The following is a 17030-nucleotide window of genomic DNA, read 5'->3' as shown; positions in this document are numbered from 1 at the left end:
AAAAAGCGACAAAATATGCATAGAAAAATTTGTTGATAATTTGAACGTTGATAAATGGTATGATAAAAAGAGTAATTGATGAAGGGATCGAAAGATAAATGCCAGAATTAGATAACCTATTACAACAAGCTGCTACATACGGACTGCTTTTTAAAACGAATGATGATGAAGATCGCTTTAAGAAAACGGCATTATTCGCCAAAAAGCTTATTGACAAAGAATATACCATTGGATTTGCAGGTCATTTTTCGGCGGGTAAATCGTCGATGATTAATGCGTTAACAGGCCAAGACTTACTGCCGTCAAGTCCGATACCGACGAGCGCCAACATTGTTAAAGTACGGAAAACTGAAACGGATTTTGCTATTATCCATCATACAGATGGTACAGCAGTAAAATACGGCGGGCATGGATTTCCAGCCGCCGTCAAGTCGTTCAGTAAGGATGGTGCGGCCGTTTCGCTCGTTGAAATCGGCCATACAGAATCGAAATTACCGGAAGGGATTACTGTTATGGATACGCCCGGTGTTGATTCAACGGATGATGCGCACCGTTTGTCGACAGAATCCGCACTGCATCTCGCGGATCTCGTCTTTTACACGATGGATTACAATCATGTGCAGTCGGAGTTGAATTTCCGTTTTACGAAAGAATTGATGCGTTACAACGATAACGTTTATTTGATTATCAACCAAATTGATAAACACCGAAACAGCGAGTTGTCGTTTGTGGATTTCAAAAAGTCGGTTGAGGATTCATTTAAAATGTGGGGTGTCGTACCGAAAGGGATTTTTTATACGTCATTGAAGGATTTAACGCACCCGCATAATGATTTTAGTGACGTGAAAGCAATTGTTGATGGATCAATGGAAAACTGGCAAGAACAATTCGTCGACAACGCCGAGATGACATTAGTAAAACTGAAAGATGAGCATAGCCAATTCTTGTCTGATGAAATTGCGGAACGGAAAAACACGTTCTCCGAAATTGTTTCAGAAGATGAATGGACTAAGCAAGATGAGCTTGAGGAAGAGGCTTTAGAATCACGAAAAATGCTGAAACTACTATCGGGGGATACGTTCTCTTCCACATTTGAAAAGGAACGAAATGACCTATTGCATGGCGCGGCAATTACACCATATGAAACACGTGAACTACTGAAAAACTACTTGGAATCGCTGTCGTCCAGATTTAAAGTTGGACTTCTGTTTGGTGCGAAAAAGACGGCGGAAGAAAAGGCGCGGCGGAAAGAAGCGCTTGCTGACAATATGGGGAAACTTGTGCATGCGCAAATTGAGGTCCATCTAAAGACGCTTATGAAAAAATCGCTGAAAGAAACGGGGATCTTAACGGATGAGCGATCACTGATGATTGATGAAATCAACTTAACGATCCCATTTTCTGATATAGAAAAAGAATTTAATGTATCTGATACTATAACTGGCGACACCGTTCTCAACTATTCTGAACGTATGAGAACAACGATTCAAGCAGCATTTAGGCGAATGACCGAGGATTGGAAACACGCGATGACTCAAATCGCATTAGCAGCGGGGAATGACAACACGGGTATTCTTGAACAAAAAGTGTACCGATTGGATGAGAAGTTGCATGCAATTCGGCAGGTCGGTGAAGTGGAAGTCCAATTGGCAAATCTCGAAAATGAAATTGTTGGCTCGAATGTGGAAGCCAATGCACTTCTTCAACAGTGGAAAGTACAGAAAACGCTGCAATTAGTTGAGTTCAATGAAGCGGAAGAAGTATTTTCCTCGGAGAATAATCCAAATCACACGGCAGAAAACGAACAAGTTAAGCGAGAAGTAATTACTTCAAATTCGGAATCAGTAGTTAAGCACGCCATTCATATCGCAAATTCGGTTGAAGCGATTCCGGGTTTTCTGGAAACAGCGGACTACCTTCGTAAAAAAGCTGACCGACTGGACGGACAAGAATTCACTGTTGCGTTATTCGGTGCGTTCAGCGCAGGAAAATCATCTTTTTCCAATGCATTAATTGGGGAAAATGTCTTGCCAGTTTCTCCAAATCCAACTACTGCAGCCATCAATCGGATACGTCCGATTTCTGTAGGAAAAGAAGATAAAACGGCCGATATTTTATTGAAAACGGAAGACCGGATGAAGGAAGATGTTTTCCGATCCTTTGAAGCGCTTGGTATCAGGGCAACATCATTGACGGATGCTTTCCAACAAGCAAATGATGCACTAAATGCAGAATTGACGGATGAAAGTCTCCATATTCATAAAGCATTTATTGCTGCATTCAAAAGAGGCTATCCTCTTTATCGTGAAGTGCTTGGCACAATTATTAAGGTCGGGCAGGAAGAATTCGTTAAATTTGTTGCAGAAGAAGACCGAAGCTGTTTCGTCGAATCAATCGACTTCTATTATGATTGCGAATTGACTAGAAAAGGAATCACCCTCGTTGATACACCAGGAGCCGACTCCATTAATGCGCGTCATACTGATGTTGCGTTTGAATATATCAGAAATGCGGATGCGATTCTTTTCATCACGTATTATAATCATGCGTTTGCGAGGGCAGACAGGGAGTTCCTTGTCCAGCTTGGTCGGGTGAAGGATGCATTCGAGCTAGATAAGATGTTTTTTGTTGTCAATGCAATTGACCTTGCATCTGATGCGGAAGAGGCGGAAGCAGTTAAGACATTCGTTGGGGATGAACTTCGGAAATTTGGTATCCGTAATCCTAGAGTCCATGGGATTTCAAGTTTACAGGCACTTGAGGCAAAAGTGGATAATCGGATGGATCCGTTTATGGCGCCTTTTGAAGAAGAATTCCATTATTTTCTTGAACATGATCTAAAAGGACTTGCTGTTCTGGCACTCGAAGAAGAGGCGGTAAAAACAATTGAACGACTTTCCTCACTTATTAGCCGGACAGAAACAAATCGAACACGTAAGGCGGAAAGATTGGACGAATTGAACAAACTTGAAGGGGAAGTGCGCCAACATTTCTCACACAAATTTACGCAAGTGCTAACAAAAGCAACTCATGATGAATTAAGCGAACTTGTCTACTACATTTTGCAACGTGTATTTTTACGTTTCGGTGATTTCTTCAAAGAGGCGTACAGTCCATCTGTTTTCGTTAACAATTCTGCAGACCGGGCATTGAAAGGTGCACTAGCTGAAACCGTGCAAATGATTGGATTTGATTTGACACAAGAGCTTAAAGTGACGAACTTGCGAATGCTAAATTTCATGAAAAAGCAGTTGACTAATCGGCAACGTATAGAAATTTCAGGATTAACTGACAAGGATAGCTCCATTGCACCTTCACCTTATGAACCGCGAGATGCTGACATGTTGTCTTTCGGAACTCCATACACTGATTCGAACAATTATGGAAGTGTCAACAAATTGTTCAAAAATCAGAAGGCCTTCTTCGAAAAGGGAGAGCGTGATGTATTGAAAGTCCGATTGGAAGAATTGTTGAAAGCGGATGCGTCGATTTATCTTGGTCGTGAAAAAGAATTGCTTGAAAAGTGGGCGGACCGTTGGATCGACAGTGAAGCGGAAGGGCTAAGACAGCACTTGCTGAAAGAAAGTTTGAATCAGATTGCCTCTGAGCGAACACATCTTCAAGGAACGGAACAACTAAGTGAATGGCGTACTGTGTATGAGAAACTACAAACAGAGGAGTGGGTTTGATTGGCTACCGTTTTTGTTTCGATAAAAGATATTGATCATGCTAAATCCAAATGGATAGATACACGTTTTTCATTGCAGGATGCGGATGAAGGCAAGCAGAAATACACAAAAATCCATATAACAGGTGCAGTTTACTGGGATCTTGAACGTGATTTGTCCGACATGACGAAATCGGAAGGGAGACACCCGATGCCAGAGAAGGCGGCATTAACAGAGCTTTTTAGAACGAGTGGACTCTCGATTGATGACCAAATAATCGTTTATGATGACGGTGGAAGCCCATTTGCAACTCGTGCGTGGTGGCTATTGCAATATGCTGGATTTAACAATTCATTAATCGTACTTGAAGGATTCGAGGCAATGAAAGAAGCGGGTTTCCCTGTAGATAATTGTATACCGGAGCCCCCGCGGACTTTAGTTGCCCCTCAGTGGGATGAAACCATCTATGCCCCAAGGCAATTCGTTGAAGAAACTGTAGCTGGTGAAACAGCGAGTGTCCTGCTAGATGCTCGATCAGCAGTACGTTACCGGGGAGAAAATGAACCAATCGACCCGATTGCCGGACGGATTCCAGGAGCGCTGAACTTTGACTGGGAACAACTGAAAAAAGAAGGCGTCTTCAATTTGGATGTTGCTGTAAAAGAGCGATTGCACACTGTTGTTAAACCTACAGAAGAGGTAACGGTTTATTGTGGAAGCGGCGTGACGGCGGCGCCTTTATATGCTTTGCTCAAACACAATGGTTATGAGTTTGCCCGTCTATATGTCGGAAGCTATAGTGACTGGATTTCACAACCAGGGGCGAAAGTCGAGAAAGATTGACTGGCCCAATCAGAACAATTCTATGGAGGGTTACGCATGCATTATGCACTGCTTGGAGACATACATTCCTCTAAAGAGGATTTAGAAAAAGTACTCGCGGATATTTCGGAGAAAGCGCCAGAAGCAGTCTGTGTCGGAACTGGCGATCTGTTTGAATGCATTATTAGTAAGAGGGATATTACGAAACAGAAGTTTACGAAGCTTGATGACGTTATGATTATTCCCGAGGGGTTTATTGAGCTATTAACATTTTTATCGGTTAGTGGCAACCAGGAAGACCGGATTTTGATGATTACCGAAACGGACGATCCGCTCCGGGAAAAACTGGACTCGATGCCGGAAACGGTAGACATTGCCACGGCTAAAATAATCCATGGTCATCAGTGGGAGTGGGGCGGTGAACCGTGGGCGCTCATTCATGCTGAAGTGAATGGATCTCTTGTTTTTTACGGGCATAGTCATACATCTAAACTGTCCCGAAATGATGTGAATGATGCAATTGAAATTGGAATACCATATGATGTAAGTGGTAACAAGGTCCTCGTGAATGTCGGGGCGGTCGTCATTGATCGAGAATGGGTGCTGTATGATGTATTGAAAAATACCGTTACTTTTATGAAAGCCTAACGAAAAAGACTGAACAGACAATCGCCTGTTCAGTCTTTTTTATGAATAGCTTCTCGTGCAAGTGCATCTGCTGCACGGTTTTCTGCATCGGGAATCCATTTAATGAAAAAGAAGTCAAACGTGTTTGCAATCTCAAGAATTCTTCTTAGGTATTCTTTATGCAATTCATTTTTCACGAATTGTTTTTCCACGGCCATGACAACGATTTGGGAATCCGAACGAGCAGATACCATGCCAGTCGTCAGTTTAGACGTTTCTTCCATTCCGCGTAAAAGCGCTTGAAATTCGGCAGAATGATTATCGGTCGGTTCGATTTTTTCGGATAATTTTATCACATGACCTTCACCTTTTATGAAGATGCCGATACCGCTTTTCCCGGGATTACCTGCACTTGCACCGTCTACATACAACTCAATCATTTATTTAGCACCTCGATTTACTTGATTTGTTGCACCTATGTCCAAAGCGTATTAGAATTAATGAATCGTGTCTTTTGGGGGTAGTCGTTATGAATAAAACGATCATTATGAAAGAAATCGACGGAATCCTGGATACCTATTGCGATGGCTGTTTCCTTAAAACCCAGTTGTCAAAAGACAAAGGGAAGTCGGGATCACATAAGTTTTGTATCACAACGTGTACAATTGGGGAACGGCTCCAGTTTCTAGGTCAGGAAATGAATAAAATCACAAAATAATATCCCGCTGGAAATTGCGTCAGCGGGATTTTTGATTTATCTAGGAAATTATAAAATCTCGTACTGTGGGCAAATTACCACTTAGAGATTTGACGTCTAGACTCCAGCGCCTAGGGGCTCGGGTCATAAGCTGGTCCGGCTGTGCGGAAAAGAACTCCGCTTCGCCAGCCCGTCTTATGCCTGTCGCCTCTGAACAGGCGCTTGCGCTTTTGTACTTTATCATTCATCTCCAAGTTTTAAGACATTCGCTGCCTGAGGACCGCGATTCCCTTCGATGATTTCGAAGGATACGGATTGTCCTTCATCAAGCGTTTTAAAGCCTTCTGATAGAATACCGGTAAAGTGGACGAACACATCTTCCCCGTCATCCGCTTCGATGAAACCATAGCCTTTATCATTACTGAACCATTTGACTTTTCCCTGGTACATGTACATTCCTCCTCGGCGATTCGATGTCCAATCCATTAGGTGCATGGATGCATCAACTATACATTAATCGACATTGTGCGTCAATGATATGCCTAAATATTCAGACGTTATTTTATCAAAAAAACTTATTAATAGGAGTGATTATATGACAAAAATTATTGAGAAATGCAAGAAGATAGTCGTAGAGATTTACAATAAATTTGATGCAAGTCATGATTTCGCCCATATCGAACGCGTCATGAAAAATGCGGAGGAAATCTTGGCTGGAGAGCCTACAGCTAGTGAGGAAGTCGTCCGTCTTGCTGTTTTGTTACACGATATCGAGGATGCTAAATACAAATCAGGTGACAATCCAACCGTATTGGAAATCTTACAGGCAATTGGTGTTGATGGTGAATTAGCTAAGAAAGTATTTGCGTGTATTGAAAGCGTGTCATTCAGTGGTGGGAATGCCAAGGATATCACGTCCATCGATGGAGCCATTGTCCGCGATGCAGACCGACTGGATGCAATCGGTGCTATTGGCATTGCGCGGACGTTTGCGTTCGGTGGTGCAAGGGGAAGGAAGCTGTATGATACAGACGAGATGGTTCGTGACAATATGTCTGAAACAGAATACCGAGGCAAGGAAACGGCATCAGTTACGCATTTTTATGAAAAGTTGTTGCTGTTAAAAGAGTTGATGGTGACAGAAGAAGGGAAGCGACTGGCAGAGCAGCGACATGACTATATGGAAGGTTTTTTAAAGCAATTAAATCGTGAAATCGGTACTTAATGGCGATAAAAATGCAACCCCTTGTTCTATAAGAGACAAGGGGTTTTTGAATGATTTCAGTCATCATGTATGTAACAGTAATTTTTTTCTAATGGTTTCCAGAATTTCGTCATTCCAATTGCGTCGCTTGCAAATACTTTTCTCTCAATCCAAAATACCCACCACGAAGGGCATCTTTATTGATTTCAATAAAATTGTTGGTCATCGGATGGACGGGGAATTGGAGAGTGTTCAAGGTATATTAAATTTATACGTCCCGTTTACTGGTCATATTGACATTTGTGCCTTTCATTTTATTCATAGTATCATAGGGGTAGTATTTGTTTTTAGATGTGTTTTTATAGCCTTAAATGGTAATCATATACTTTAAAAGAGATTATCTTATAGGGGGGGAGTTTATGTTCAAAATCAACAAAGATCAGCTACTCAAAGTTTTCAAAGTAATGATTCCACTTTTGTTATTAATTTTAGCTATATATGAAATTCAGCAAACAGCTCGTGGCGTGGACGTAGGTATGCTTCAGAATGAAGTGAGTCAATTGCATCCGTGGGAACTAGCACTAATACTTATAGTATCCTTTTGCGCCGTCACACCCATGTTTTTCTATGATATCATTTTGGTGAAATTACTTGGAATTAAAATGGGGAAATGGAAATTATTGAGGCATTCTTTTATTGCCAATACGTACTCAAATCTTATTGGATTTGGTGGCCTTGTCGGTTTGATGCTCCGCAGTTATTTCTATTCGAAACATAAAGAGGAGAAGGAGGGGCTGTTAAAAAATATCGCCTCGGTCACTCTCTTCTACTTAACGGGAATTTCACTATTAGCATGGATTGTTCCCATCTTTTTTTGGGACTTCCCGCTTCTAAGGGAAACGAAATGGTTATTTATCACAATAATTATCGTCAGTTTATATGTTCCGACTTTTATCGGTCTTTATATGATCCGTTATAAAAAAGTAAATGCCTCTTTGTTAAATGGTAAAGTTGCTGTACAGCTAATTGCAACATCGGTAGTTGAATGGATGGCAGTTTTGCTAGTAATTTGGTTTTTAACCATTATGTTAAATATACCAATTGAGCTTTCGACATTAATTCCAATCTTTTTAATTGCGTCTTGCGCAGGAATTGTGAGTATGATTCCCGGTGGAATTGGTTCATTTGACCTTGTTTTTCTGTGGGGCACACAAAGCGTAGGTATTGCTGATGAAAAAGTTCTTTTCCTACTTATTTTATATCGAATGGGTTACTTTGTTCTGCCGTTTTTATTCTCCTCTCTCTTATTCATACAAGAATATTGGGTCCGGTGGAATCTTTCGTGGGATGATTTACCGAATAATGTGCTTCAAAAAGTTAGTCATACACTGTTAACTATTATGGTATTTCTATCCGGAATTGTGTTACTGCTTTCCGCATCCGTTCCAGGTATCTTGAATCGCTTGAAAATCGCTCAAGAATTCTTATCTTTACCAATTATGAATGTTTCCCACCAGTTGACTGTCGCAGCCGGTTTTATTCTCTTAGGGCTGTGCAGAGGGATTAAATACAAAGTTAAAAGGACGTATCATCTAGCCATAATTGTTTTAATTAGTGCGGCTCTATTCTCAGTTTTTAAAGGGTTTGATTATGAAGAGGCTATCTTTTTACTCATTGTAATGGGTTTGCTAATTGTGTCAAAAAGCCAGTTTTACCGTTTAAGTTATGTTTTAACGTGGGGGATAGCCCTGTTTGACATAGCCGTCGTGACAATCATTACTGCGATGTATGTATTCATCGGCTATTTAAACTTACCGTCCTCAAAATTTCAGATTCCGGCTGCATTGCGCGACTATATAATAACGGATTACCGGGATTTGTTTTACAGTGCGATTATTGGAATACTTATAGCTTTAGTCATTTTGTTCATTGGACATATGATTCGTAAGCCAAAGATGATGGAAATGGAACCATCTATTCATCAAGAACAGAAAATTAAAGATCATCTTGAACGCTATACGGGGACTGAGTTTTCCCATCTTATCTTTTTACATGACAAATATGTATTTTGGAATCAAGACTATACCGTTTTATTTTCTTATCAAGCGTACGCCGATAAAATTGTGGTGCTCGGCAATCCAGTTGGATTAGAAAGTAACTTTTCATCTGCAATCGAAGAGTTTTTGGAAACGGCAGATCAATACGGTTATACGCCGGTCTTTTATGAGGTCAACAATAAAATACTTCCAGCCCTACATGAACATGGATTTGGTTTCTTTAAGCTCGGTGAGGAAGCGCATGTCAATTTGGACAGTTTCACATTTTCAGGAAAGAAGATGAAGGGATATAGGGCTGTTAAAAATAAATTTGAAAGGGAGAATTTTTCAGTTGAATTAGTAAATCCACCTTTTTCGTCCGAGATGATGACTGAATTAGAAGAAGTATCTACGAAATGGCTACAAGGAAGAGCAGAGAAAGGATTTTCCCTTGGCTTTTTCGACGAGCAATACCTGAATACTTCACGAATCGCTATTTTAAGGGATGAAGAGGGCATTATCGGCTTTGCAAGTTTAATGTCAATGTATGATAATGATGAACGGATTTCCGTAGATCTTATGCGCTTCAATCCGGGTGCTCCATCTGGAACGATGGATTTCATATTCCTTTCCTTATTCGAATGGGCAAAAGGAGAAGGATATAAAGTATTTAATATAGGAATGTCGCCGTTATCAAACGTTGGGCAATCAAAGTATTCCTTTTTAAGTGAAAAAATTGCGGCCCAAATCTTTTTACATGGCCAATATTTTTATCATTTCAAAGGACTAAAAAATTTCAAGGTGAAGTACGCGGATTTTTGGGCGTCAAAATATGTCGCCTACCGTAAAAAGTCTTCATTGCCGTTTACAATGGCACAAATTACGTTGTTGATTGGTAAAAAGAGAACTTAATCTACAGTTGTTGGGTTATGTTTAGAGGAAATAGGTAGAAGCCTAAGCCCATGCAATTTCTTTACATATCGTAGATAGTACGTATGTAAAGGGGCGATTAAATTGACAAACTCGAGAGGGTTTAACGGTGGTTACGGAGCACATCAAGGTTACCCAGGCCATGGTGGGCATCATGGACATCCCAGCTACGGCTACCCAGGCTATCCCGTTCATCACGGCTATCCTGGTTATTATGGTTACCCCGGCTACTATTGGAACATGGGATACCCAGGCTATCCAGGACACGGAGGTATGGGGTATCCAGGATACGACAATATGGGACATCATGGACACAATGAGCACGGGAATATGGGCCATCATTATGGTGGGGAACAGCGATAACTTTAAACGAAAAAACCAGCCAAACAACATGTTAACTTGTTGTTTGGCTGGTTTTATGTTTTATCAATTAAGTTAAGTTCTTGAAGTTTAGTTTAAAATTCAAGCTGTTTTGCAATATACTCTTGCACTTCTGAAATTGGCATACGTGTTTGTTCCATTGAATCGCGGTGACGAACTGTCACTTGACGGTCTTCTTCAGAATCAAAGTCATACGTAATACAGAATGGTGTTCCGATTTCATCTTGACGGCGGTAGCGTCTGCCGATAGACTGTGCGTCATCATATTGGACGTTGAAATGTTTACGCAGTTCCGCGTAGACTTCATCGGCACCCTCTGCGAGTTTCTTCGATAGTGGCAGAATCGCAGCTTTTACCGGCGCAAGTGCTGGGTGGAAACGAAGAACAGTACGTTTGTCGTCGCCTTCTAGTTCTTCCTCAGCAAACGCATCACAAAGGAAAGCGAGTGTCACACGGTCTGCACCGAGTGAAGGTTCGATACAATAAGGGACAAACTTTTCATTTGTTATAGGATCTAGGTAGTGGAAATCTTCACCGGAATGCTCCATATGACGGTTCAAGTCGAAATCTGTGCGGTTCGCAATGCCCCATAGTTCACCCCATCCGAATGGGAATTTGTACTCGATGTCAACAGTCCCTTTCGAGTAATGGGAAAGTTCGTCTTCATCGTGTTCACGCAAGCGCATATTGTCTTCTGTCAAACCAAGGTTCAATAACCATTGTTTTGAAAATTCACGCCAGAAAGCGTACCATTCCATGTCTTCGCCAGGCTTACAGAAGAATTCAAGTTCCATCTGTTCGAACTCGCGTGTACGGAACGTGAAGTTTCCAGGTGTAATTTCATTCCGGAAACTTTTTCCGATTTGTCCGATACCAAAAGGCATTTTCTTTCTCATTGAACGCTGTACGTTTTTGAAGTTTACGAAGATACCTTGTGCCGTTTCAGGACGAAGGAAAATTTCATTCGCTGATGAATCAGTCACACCCTGTGATGTTTTAAACATCAAGTTAAACTGGCGAATATCTGTATAATCCATAGCACTACAAGTAGGGCAGACAACGTTATGTTCATTGATAAGTTCTGACATTTTATCGAAAGATAGACCATCGACAACCATTTCAATCCCTTTTGCATCGAGTGCATCTTCGATAAGTTTGTCTGCACGATGACGTGTGTTACATTTTTTACAGTCAATCATCGGATCGTTGAAGTTCCCGATATGACCTGAAGCTTCCCAAACTTTCGGGTTCATAAGGATAGCTGCGTCAAGACCAACGTTATACGGCGATTCCTGAATGAATTTCTGCCACCAAGCTTTTTTAATATTGTTCTTTAATTCGATACCAAGCGGGCCATAATCCCACGTATTTGCTAGACCTCCGTAAATATCAGAGCCTGGGAAAACGAAACCTCTTTGCTTTGCTAAGTTAACGACTTGTTCCATTGACATAATAAATCCCTCCAATTATTAATCAAATACGCCTTGGCGGATTTGTGTCCAGATTTTGAATTGAGCTTGCTCAATTAATTCCCCTCAAAATCTGTGACATCCGCCGGAGGCTTTAATTTGTTTCAGCGGGGCCTTATGCTGAAACAAATTAAAAAGCACCCATCCCTGGACATATGTCCAGGGACGAGTGCATGATTACCCGCGGTTCCACCCTAATTGGCTGTACGAACAGCCCTCTTTAACAGTACATTAGCTCCAGGTTGCCGTTTCATGTCGGTTCGGGCTTTCACTATCCCCGCTCGCTTCAATTTGACATTACTCATAGACCTATCTTCGCCTATTCAATTCTCCCTTAGTTTAGCATGGTTCCGCTTTCTTCGCAATAGCGCGCGTCTTCGTATATAATAATCAAGGATAAACAATTGAACGCTTAGGGCGGTGACATATATGGAACTGAATAAGCGTCAGACGGAGATCTTTGAAATCGTTAAAGCAGATGGCCCAATCACTGGCGAACAGATCGCGGAGCGGCTTAAGCTAGCGAGGGCTACAATCCGTCCTGACTTAGCTATTTTAACTATGGCTGGCTTTTTGGATGCAAGACCTCGAGTAGGCTATTTTTATTCGGGAAAAAGACCTGCCCAATCGGTTGCTGACAGTATGACCGGCATGAGAGTACGTGACTTCCAGTCGATTCCGGTTGTTGTGGAAGAAAATATTTCGGTATATGATGCAATTTGTCAGATGTTCTTGGAAGACGTAGGGACATTATTCGTAGTTGATCAATCTTCATTTCTTACTGGAGTCCTTTCAAGAAAAGACCTACTAAGGACAAGTCTTGGGAACAATGAATTGGAAAAAATTCCGGTCCATGTGATTATGACGAGAATGCCAAATATTACGTATTGTGAAAAGCAAGACACGCTTCTTCATGCAGCGAAAAAAATGATAGACCAACAAATCGATTCGCTACCAGTTGTCATTGACAATGGAGTGGGACTTGAAGTTGTTGGAAGAGTGACCAAAACTAATATTACCGCAGCCTTCCTATCACTTGCGGATGATCACGAATTATGAGGGGGATACTATGAGGAAGTTAACTTTGTTCATTGTTTCTGACTCAGTCGGAGAAACAGCCGACCTTGTTGCAAAAGCAGCAGCAAGTCAATTCAGACAAGGGCTAGAAACCGTATTGATTAAAAGGTTTTCACATGTAGAAGACGAATCGCAACTTGATGAAATTGTCTATTTAGCGAAACAGCAAAATGCAATCATTATCTATACGCTTGTGAAAAGCGTAATGTGTCAAAAACTACAACACGAATGTCGAACGAAAGAAATTCAGTGCATCGATCTTCTTAGTCCTATTATTGAACGGATTGGTATGGAACTTGGTGAAAAGCCATTGGAAGAACCCGGACTTGTGCGGAAACTTGATGAAGATTATTACAAAAAAATTGAAGCAATTGAATTCGCCGTTAAATATGACGATGGTAGGGATCCGCGGGGTATTTTGAGAGCAGATATTGTTCTAGTAGGCGTTTCAAGAACATCGAAAACGCCCTTGTCGCAATACCTTGCCCATAAACGCTACAAAGTGGCGAATGTTCCACTAGTGCCTGAAGTAGAGCCGCCAGAAGAACTGTATATGATTGACCCAGCTAAATGTTACGGACTTGTTATCTCACCGGAAAAACTAAACTTTATTCGCAGGGAACGTCTCATCGCACTTGGTTTAAAAGATGATGCGAATTATGCGCGAGTTGAACGGATTGAAGCCGAAATTACGCATTTTAATAATGTCGTCTCGAAAATCGGTTGCAATGTTATTGATGTTACAAACCGGGCTGTAGAGGAAACGGCAAATGTTATATTAAGTGAAATGACGAATCGTAATTCGTAGTCGAGAAGTGAGGATACTGTTATTCCTGGGTTGTACGGGTATTTAAAACCAGGACACGGTGATGCAGAAGGACCGACCGCTAATACGGGTTGGTTCTTCTTTTGCGGATGAAGAAAAAGTTTTTGTGTAATATGAGGTTTATATAGAGATAAAGCTTTCCTATTAGTGTAGTATGAAAGATTCCGAGTATAATCGAAAATATTTTGTCGAAAATGAAGGATTTTTGAATACTATCTCGAATTCAATCTAGATAGAGTGGTTGGTGATAGGATGACGAGAATACCAGAAGAGACTATAGAAGCCGTCCGATCAAAGACTGATATTGTAGATCTAATTGGAGAATATGTGCAACTAACAAAAAGAGGGAAGAACTGGTTCGGGCTTTGCCCATTTCACGATGAGAGCTCACCTTCTTTCTCCGTAACAGAAGACAAACAACTCTTTCATTGTTTCGGATGCGGTGCTAGTGGAAATGCGATTACTTTTATTATGGATATTGAAAATAGCCCCTTTACCGAAGCTGTTGTAAAGCTTGCTGAACGAACGGGTATTGAAATCGATACTGCGGTGAGTGAAGGGGCCGGAGCAAAGCCGCACAATGAATTTAAATCTATGATTGAAGCGCATGCTCTTGCTGCAAACTTTTATAGTCATCTACTCTTGAACACTATAGAAGGTGAAGAGGCACTCGAATATCTTGAAAAAAGAGGGTTTACGAGGGAGAGTATCGAAAAATATGGAATCGGGTGGTCGCTAAATGATAATGAAGCGCTATCTAGTCTCCTAAAGCGAAAGAGTTTCGATATGAAGGACATGGAACGTGCTGGGCTTTGTATCATGAAAGACGATGGAACAGGCTATTTTGACAGATTTCGAGCACGTATCATGTTTCCGCTTCATGACGGTAATGGAAATGTTGTAGCATTCTCTGGACGAGTACTTTCCGGTTCAAAACAGGAAGCCAAATACCTAAATAGTCCCGAAACTCCGATATTCGAAAAAAGTCATATTCTGTACAATTTTCACAATGCACGTCTTAACGTCCGGAAAACGGGTAAAGTAATACTGTTTGAAGGATTCATGGACACGATATCAGCTGATCGTGCAGGTGTGACGAATAGTGTTGCAGTAATGGGCACATCTTTATCAGATAGTCATCTGCTGAAATTAAAAAGAATTGCTAAAGAGCTTATCATTTGCTGTGACGGAGATGATGCTGGATGGGAAGCGGCAAAACGATTCGCAGACATGGCCACTCAAAAAGGGTTGGATGTTAAAATTGCGCTGTTACCTGGGAAAATGGACCCGGACGACTACATCACAGAGTATGGCGGTGATGCATTTCGGGAAAAGGTTATCGGTAATCCCCATTCATTCATGTCATTCATAATGGCATATGCAAAGCGATCAAAGAACCTATCTTATGAAAATGATGTGCTGCAATATATCCATGAAGTATTGGAAGAATTAGCGAAGCGTACATCGCCAGTAGAACGAGATCTTTATTTTCGGCAGCTTTCAACCGTGACGGGTGTGTCAATCGAAGCCATTAATCAGCAGTTTATAAAAATGGCCGGACATCAAGCGAAGAAAGCAAAAGCAGAACCGAAGTATGGGGAAACTATGCGTCCCCAACCTACAGTTTCAATCAGAAAGAAGACGGGTACAGAGCGTGCAGAGCGATTGTTGCTCTTCCACCTGCTAAGTGATGGGGAATTGTTTGATCGGATACGATTGGACAAGCAAAACTTATTTGTTCGAGAAGACTATGTTGCCATCTTCATTCGGCTCGCCGGGTTTTATGAACAACATGGAATACCTGATTTCCACAGGTTTGCGGAATCGTTGGAAGACCGAGACCTTAGGAAAATCGTCTTAGAATCTGCAATGGTGGAAAGAGATCCCGAACACGCAGCGGAAGAAATTGCTGATTGTATCAGTCACCTTGAAAAATATAAAGTAAGTTTGACAATCCATGCAAAGATTCATGAATCGAAAGAAGCAGAAAAAATAAATGATCATACCCGGGCGCTGGAGCTGGCCAGGGAAATTATACAGCTCCGGAAATCATTGACGACGTTGTAGTCGTTTTCCGGTGTACTTAGGAGGAACGGGTAAGATGAGTAAAAAAGAGCAAGCAGAAGATATGGAGATTGAAATGACTGTTGAAGAAGTGAAGGCAAACCTGTTGGAGGCCGGAAAGAAAACAGGTGAACTTACGCTCGATGAGGTAACTGAAAAGTTATCTGTTTTTGAAATGGAACCTGAACAGTTCGAAGAATTCCTTGATTTGATTGAAGTACAAGGAATTGAAATGGACCGAAAAGCCGATGAAGAGGCCGGCGATGAAAGTAAAGTAGTGGCGGAAGAAAAGTTCGATTTAAATGACCTCAGTGTCCCGCCAGGTGTTAAAATCAACGATCCTGTAAGAATGTACTTGAAAGAAATTGGGCGTGTTGATTTACTGACAGGTGCGGAGGAAGTTGAACTTGCAATTCGCATTTTGGATGGAGATGAAGAGGCGAAAAAGCGGCTTGCAGAAGCCAACTTGCGCCTAGTCGTAAGTATTGCAAAACGGTATGTTGGACGTGGCATGCTGTTCCTCGACTTAATTCAGGAAGGGAACATGGGGCTTATTAAAGCAGTTGAGAAATTCGATCATACGAAAGGCTTCAAGTTCAGTACGTATGCAACGTGGTGGATACGCCAGGCAATCACCCGTGCAATCGCGGACCAAGCCCGTACAATCCGGATTCCGGTTCATATGGTTGAAACCATCAATAAATTGATTCGTGTTCAGCGTCAATTACTACAGGATCTTGGACGTGAACCATCCCCTGAAGAAATTGGTGAAGAAATGGATCTAACTGCCGAGAAAGTACGTGAAATTCTTAAAATTGCACAAGAACCTGTATCACTTGAAACGCCGATTGGGGAAGAAGATGATTCTCACCTTGGTGACTTCATAGAAGACTCAGAGGCCCAATCACCGTCTGATCATGCGGCATATGAGTTATTGAAAGAACAATTGGAAGATGTCCTTGATACGTTGACAGATAGAGAAGAAAACGTACTTCGTCTACGTTTTGGTCTTGATGATGGCCGTACAAGAACACTTGAAGAAGTAGGTAAAGTGTTTGGCGTTACCCGTGAACGAATTCGTCAAATCGAGGCGAAAGCATTACGCAAACTGCGTCATCCATCAAGAAGTAAACGACTAAAAGATTTTCTTGAATAAAAAAAGGCATCGGCATAATTTGTGCCGATGCTTTTTTCACTGTTAAGAAATAGAACGGCTAATTGGTGTTCCC

14 protein-coding genes are annotated in these 17030 nt (G+C 41.4%); 11 read left to right on the top strand and 3 right to left on the bottom strand.

What is annotated here, in order from left to right; all coding sequences use genetic code 11:
- Nucleotides 1-98: 98 nt before the first annotated feature.
- Genes H2672_RS07225 through H2672_RS07215 form a run of 3 tightly spaced genes read left to right on the top strand, consistent with a single transcriptional unit; the run spans nucleotide 99 to nucleotide 5138 of the window.
- Complete coding sequence (locus H2672_RS07225) at nucleotides 99-3689, top strand: dynamin family protein (protein ID WP_186670623.1); 3591 nt, start codon at nucleotides 99-101, stop codon at nucleotides 3687-3689.
- Nucleotides 3690-4511, top strand: a complete 822-nt coding sequence (locus H2672_RS07220; protein ID WP_186670622.1) for a sulfurtransferase — start codon at nucleotides 3690-3692, stop codon at nucleotides 4509-4511.
- Between the two features lie 36 nt (nucleotides 4512-4547).
- Nucleotides 4548-5138, top strand: coding sequence for a metallophosphoesterase family protein (locus H2672_RS07215; RefSeq protein ID WP_186670621.1), 591 nt, complete (start codon nucleotides 4548-4550; stop codon nucleotides 5136-5138).
- Between the two features lie 29 nt (nucleotides 5139-5167).
- On the opposite strand, the gene H2672_RS07210 is transcribed toward H2672_RS07215, so the two are convergent.
- Nucleotides 5168-5557 (bottom strand): ribonuclease HI family protein, encoded by a 390-nt coding sequence (locus H2672_RS07210; RefSeq protein WP_186670620.1) that lies wholly within the window; start codon nucleotides 5555-5557, stop codon nucleotides 5168-5170.
- 89 nt (nucleotides 5558-5646) lie between these two features.
- Here H2672_RS07210 and H2672_RS07205 point away from each other — a divergent pair, with 89 nt between their 5' ends.
- Nucleotides 5647-5835 (top strand): zinc-finger domain-containing protein, encoded by a 189-nt coding sequence (locus H2672_RS07205; protein ID WP_186670619.1) that lies wholly within the window; start codon nucleotides 5647-5649, stop codon nucleotides 5833-5835.
- Between the two features lie 219 nt (nucleotides 5836-6054).
- Here H2672_RS07205 and H2672_RS07200 read toward each other — a convergent pair whose 3' ends face one another.
- Entirely contained in the window at nucleotides 6055-6264 is a 210-nt protein-coding gene (locus H2672_RS07200; RefSeq protein ID WP_067210265.1) for a cold-shock protein, read from the bottom strand.
- Nucleotides 6265-6409: 145 nt separating this feature from the next.
- Between H2672_RS07200 and H2672_RS07195 the strand changes: the two genes are divergently transcribed.
- The 3 genes from H2672_RS07195 (at nucleotide 6410) to H2672_RS07185 (ending at nucleotide 10347) form a co-directional block, all read left to right on the top strand.
- Nucleotides 6410-7039 (top strand): HD domain-containing protein, encoded by a 630-nt coding sequence (locus H2672_RS07195; RefSeq protein WP_186670618.1) that lies wholly within the window; start codon nucleotides 6410-6412, stop codon nucleotides 7037-7039.
- 398 nt (nucleotides 7040-7437) lie between these two features.
- Nucleotides 7438-9966 carry a bifunctional lysylphosphatidylglycerol flippase/synthetase MprF gene (gene mprF, locus H2672_RS07190; RefSeq protein ID WP_186670617.1) on the top strand — a complete coding sequence of 843 codons (2529 nt, stop codon included), beginning with the start codon at nucleotides 7438-7440 and terminating at the stop codon, nucleotides 9964-9966.
- Nucleotides 9967-10068: 102 nt separating this feature from the next.
- A complete protein-coding gene (locus tag H2672_RS07185) occupies nucleotides 10069-10347 on the top strand; it encodes a spore coat protein (RefSeq protein ID WP_186670616.1) in 279 nt (92 codons plus the stop codon).
- A 92-nt stretch (nucleotides 10348-10439) separates the two neighbouring features.
- On the opposite strand, the gene H2672_RS07180 is transcribed toward H2672_RS07185, so the two are convergent.
- Nucleotides 10440-11819 (bottom strand): glycine--tRNA ligase, encoded by a 1380-nt coding sequence (locus H2672_RS07180; protein ID WP_186670656.1) that lies wholly within the window; start codon nucleotides 11817-11819, stop codon nucleotides 10440-10442.
- A gap of 444 nt (nucleotides 11820-12263) precedes the next feature.
- Between H2672_RS07180 and ccpN the strand changes: the two genes are divergently transcribed.
- From ccpN to rpoD, 4 genes are all read left to right on the top strand, one after another.
- Complete coding sequence (gene ccpN / locus H2672_RS07175; protein WP_218624824.1) at nucleotides 12264-12893, top strand: transcriptional regulator CcpN; 630 nt, start codon at nucleotides 12264-12266, stop codon at nucleotides 12891-12893.
- Nucleotides 12894-12903: 10 nt separating this feature from the next.
- Nucleotides 12904-13719: a pyruvate, water dikinase regulatory protein gene (locus tag H2672_RS07170; protein ID WP_186670614.1), complete on the top strand. Its 816-nt coding sequence runs from the start codon at nucleotides 12904-12906 to the stop codon at nucleotides 13717-13719.
- Between the two features lie 270 nt (nucleotides 13720-13989).
- A complete protein-coding gene (dnaG, locus tag H2672_RS07165; RefSeq protein WP_186670613.1) occupies nucleotides 13990-15804 on the top strand; it encodes a DNA primase in 1815 nt (604 codons plus the stop codon).
- 34 nt (nucleotides 15805-15838) lie between these two features.
- Nucleotides 15839-16957, top strand: coding sequence for an RNA polymerase sigma factor RpoD (gene rpoD, locus H2672_RS07160; RefSeq protein ID WP_186670612.1), 1119 nt, complete (start codon nucleotides 15839-15841; stop codon nucleotides 16955-16957).
- Nucleotides 16958-17030 lie beyond the last annotated feature (73 nt).

The sequence above is a fragment of the Sporosarcina sp. BP05 genome (assembly GCF_014282005.1).
Classification (GTDB): domain Bacteria; phylum Bacillota; class Bacilli; order Bacillales_A; family Planococcaceae; genus Sporosarcina.
The sequence above is the reverse complement of the archived record's forward strand: the minus strand, read 5'-3'. Positions and strand labels throughout refer to the sequence as shown.

Coding starts and splice junctions, on each gene's coding strand:
- H2672_RS07225 (WP_186670623.1), top strand. CDS start 99: ATGCCAGAATTAGATAACCTATTACAACAAGCTGCTACATACGGACTG.
- H2672_RS07215 (WP_186670621.1), top strand. CDS start 4,548: ATGCATTATGCACTGCTTGGAGACATACATTCCTCTAAAGAGGATTTA.
- H2672_RS07210 (WP_186670620.1), bottom strand. CDS start 5,557: ATGATTGAGTTGTATGTAGACGGTGCAAGTGCAGGTAATCCCGGGAAA.
- H2672_RS07205 (WP_186670619.1), top strand. CDS start 5,647: ATGAATAAAACGATCATTATGAAAGAAATCGACGGAATCCTGGATACC.
- H2672_RS07200 (WP_067210265.1), bottom strand. CDS start 6,264: ATGTACCAGGGAAAAGTCAAATGGTTCAGTAATGATAAAGGCTATGGT.
- H2672_RS07195 (WP_186670618.1), top strand. CDS start 6,410: ATGACAAAAATTATTGAGAAATGCAAGAAGATAGTCGTAGAGATTTAC.
- mprF (WP_186670617.1), top strand. CDS start 7,438: ATGTTCAAAATCAACAAAGATCAGCTACTCAAAGTTTTCAAAGTAATG.
- ccpN (WP_218624824.1), top strand. CDS start 12,264: ATGGAACTGAATAAGCGTCAGACGGAGATCTTTGAAATCGTTAAAGCA.
- H2672_RS07170 (WP_186670614.1), top strand. CDS start 12,904: ATGAGGAAGTTAACTTTGTTCATTGTTTCTGACTCAGTCGGAGAAACA.
- dnaG (WP_186670613.1), top strand. CDS start 13,990: ATGACGAGAATACCAGAAGAGACTATAGAAGCCGTCCGATCAAAGACT.
- rpoD (WP_186670612.1), top strand. CDS start 15,839: ATGAGTAAAAAAGAGCAAGCAGAAGATATGGAGATTGAAATGACTGTT.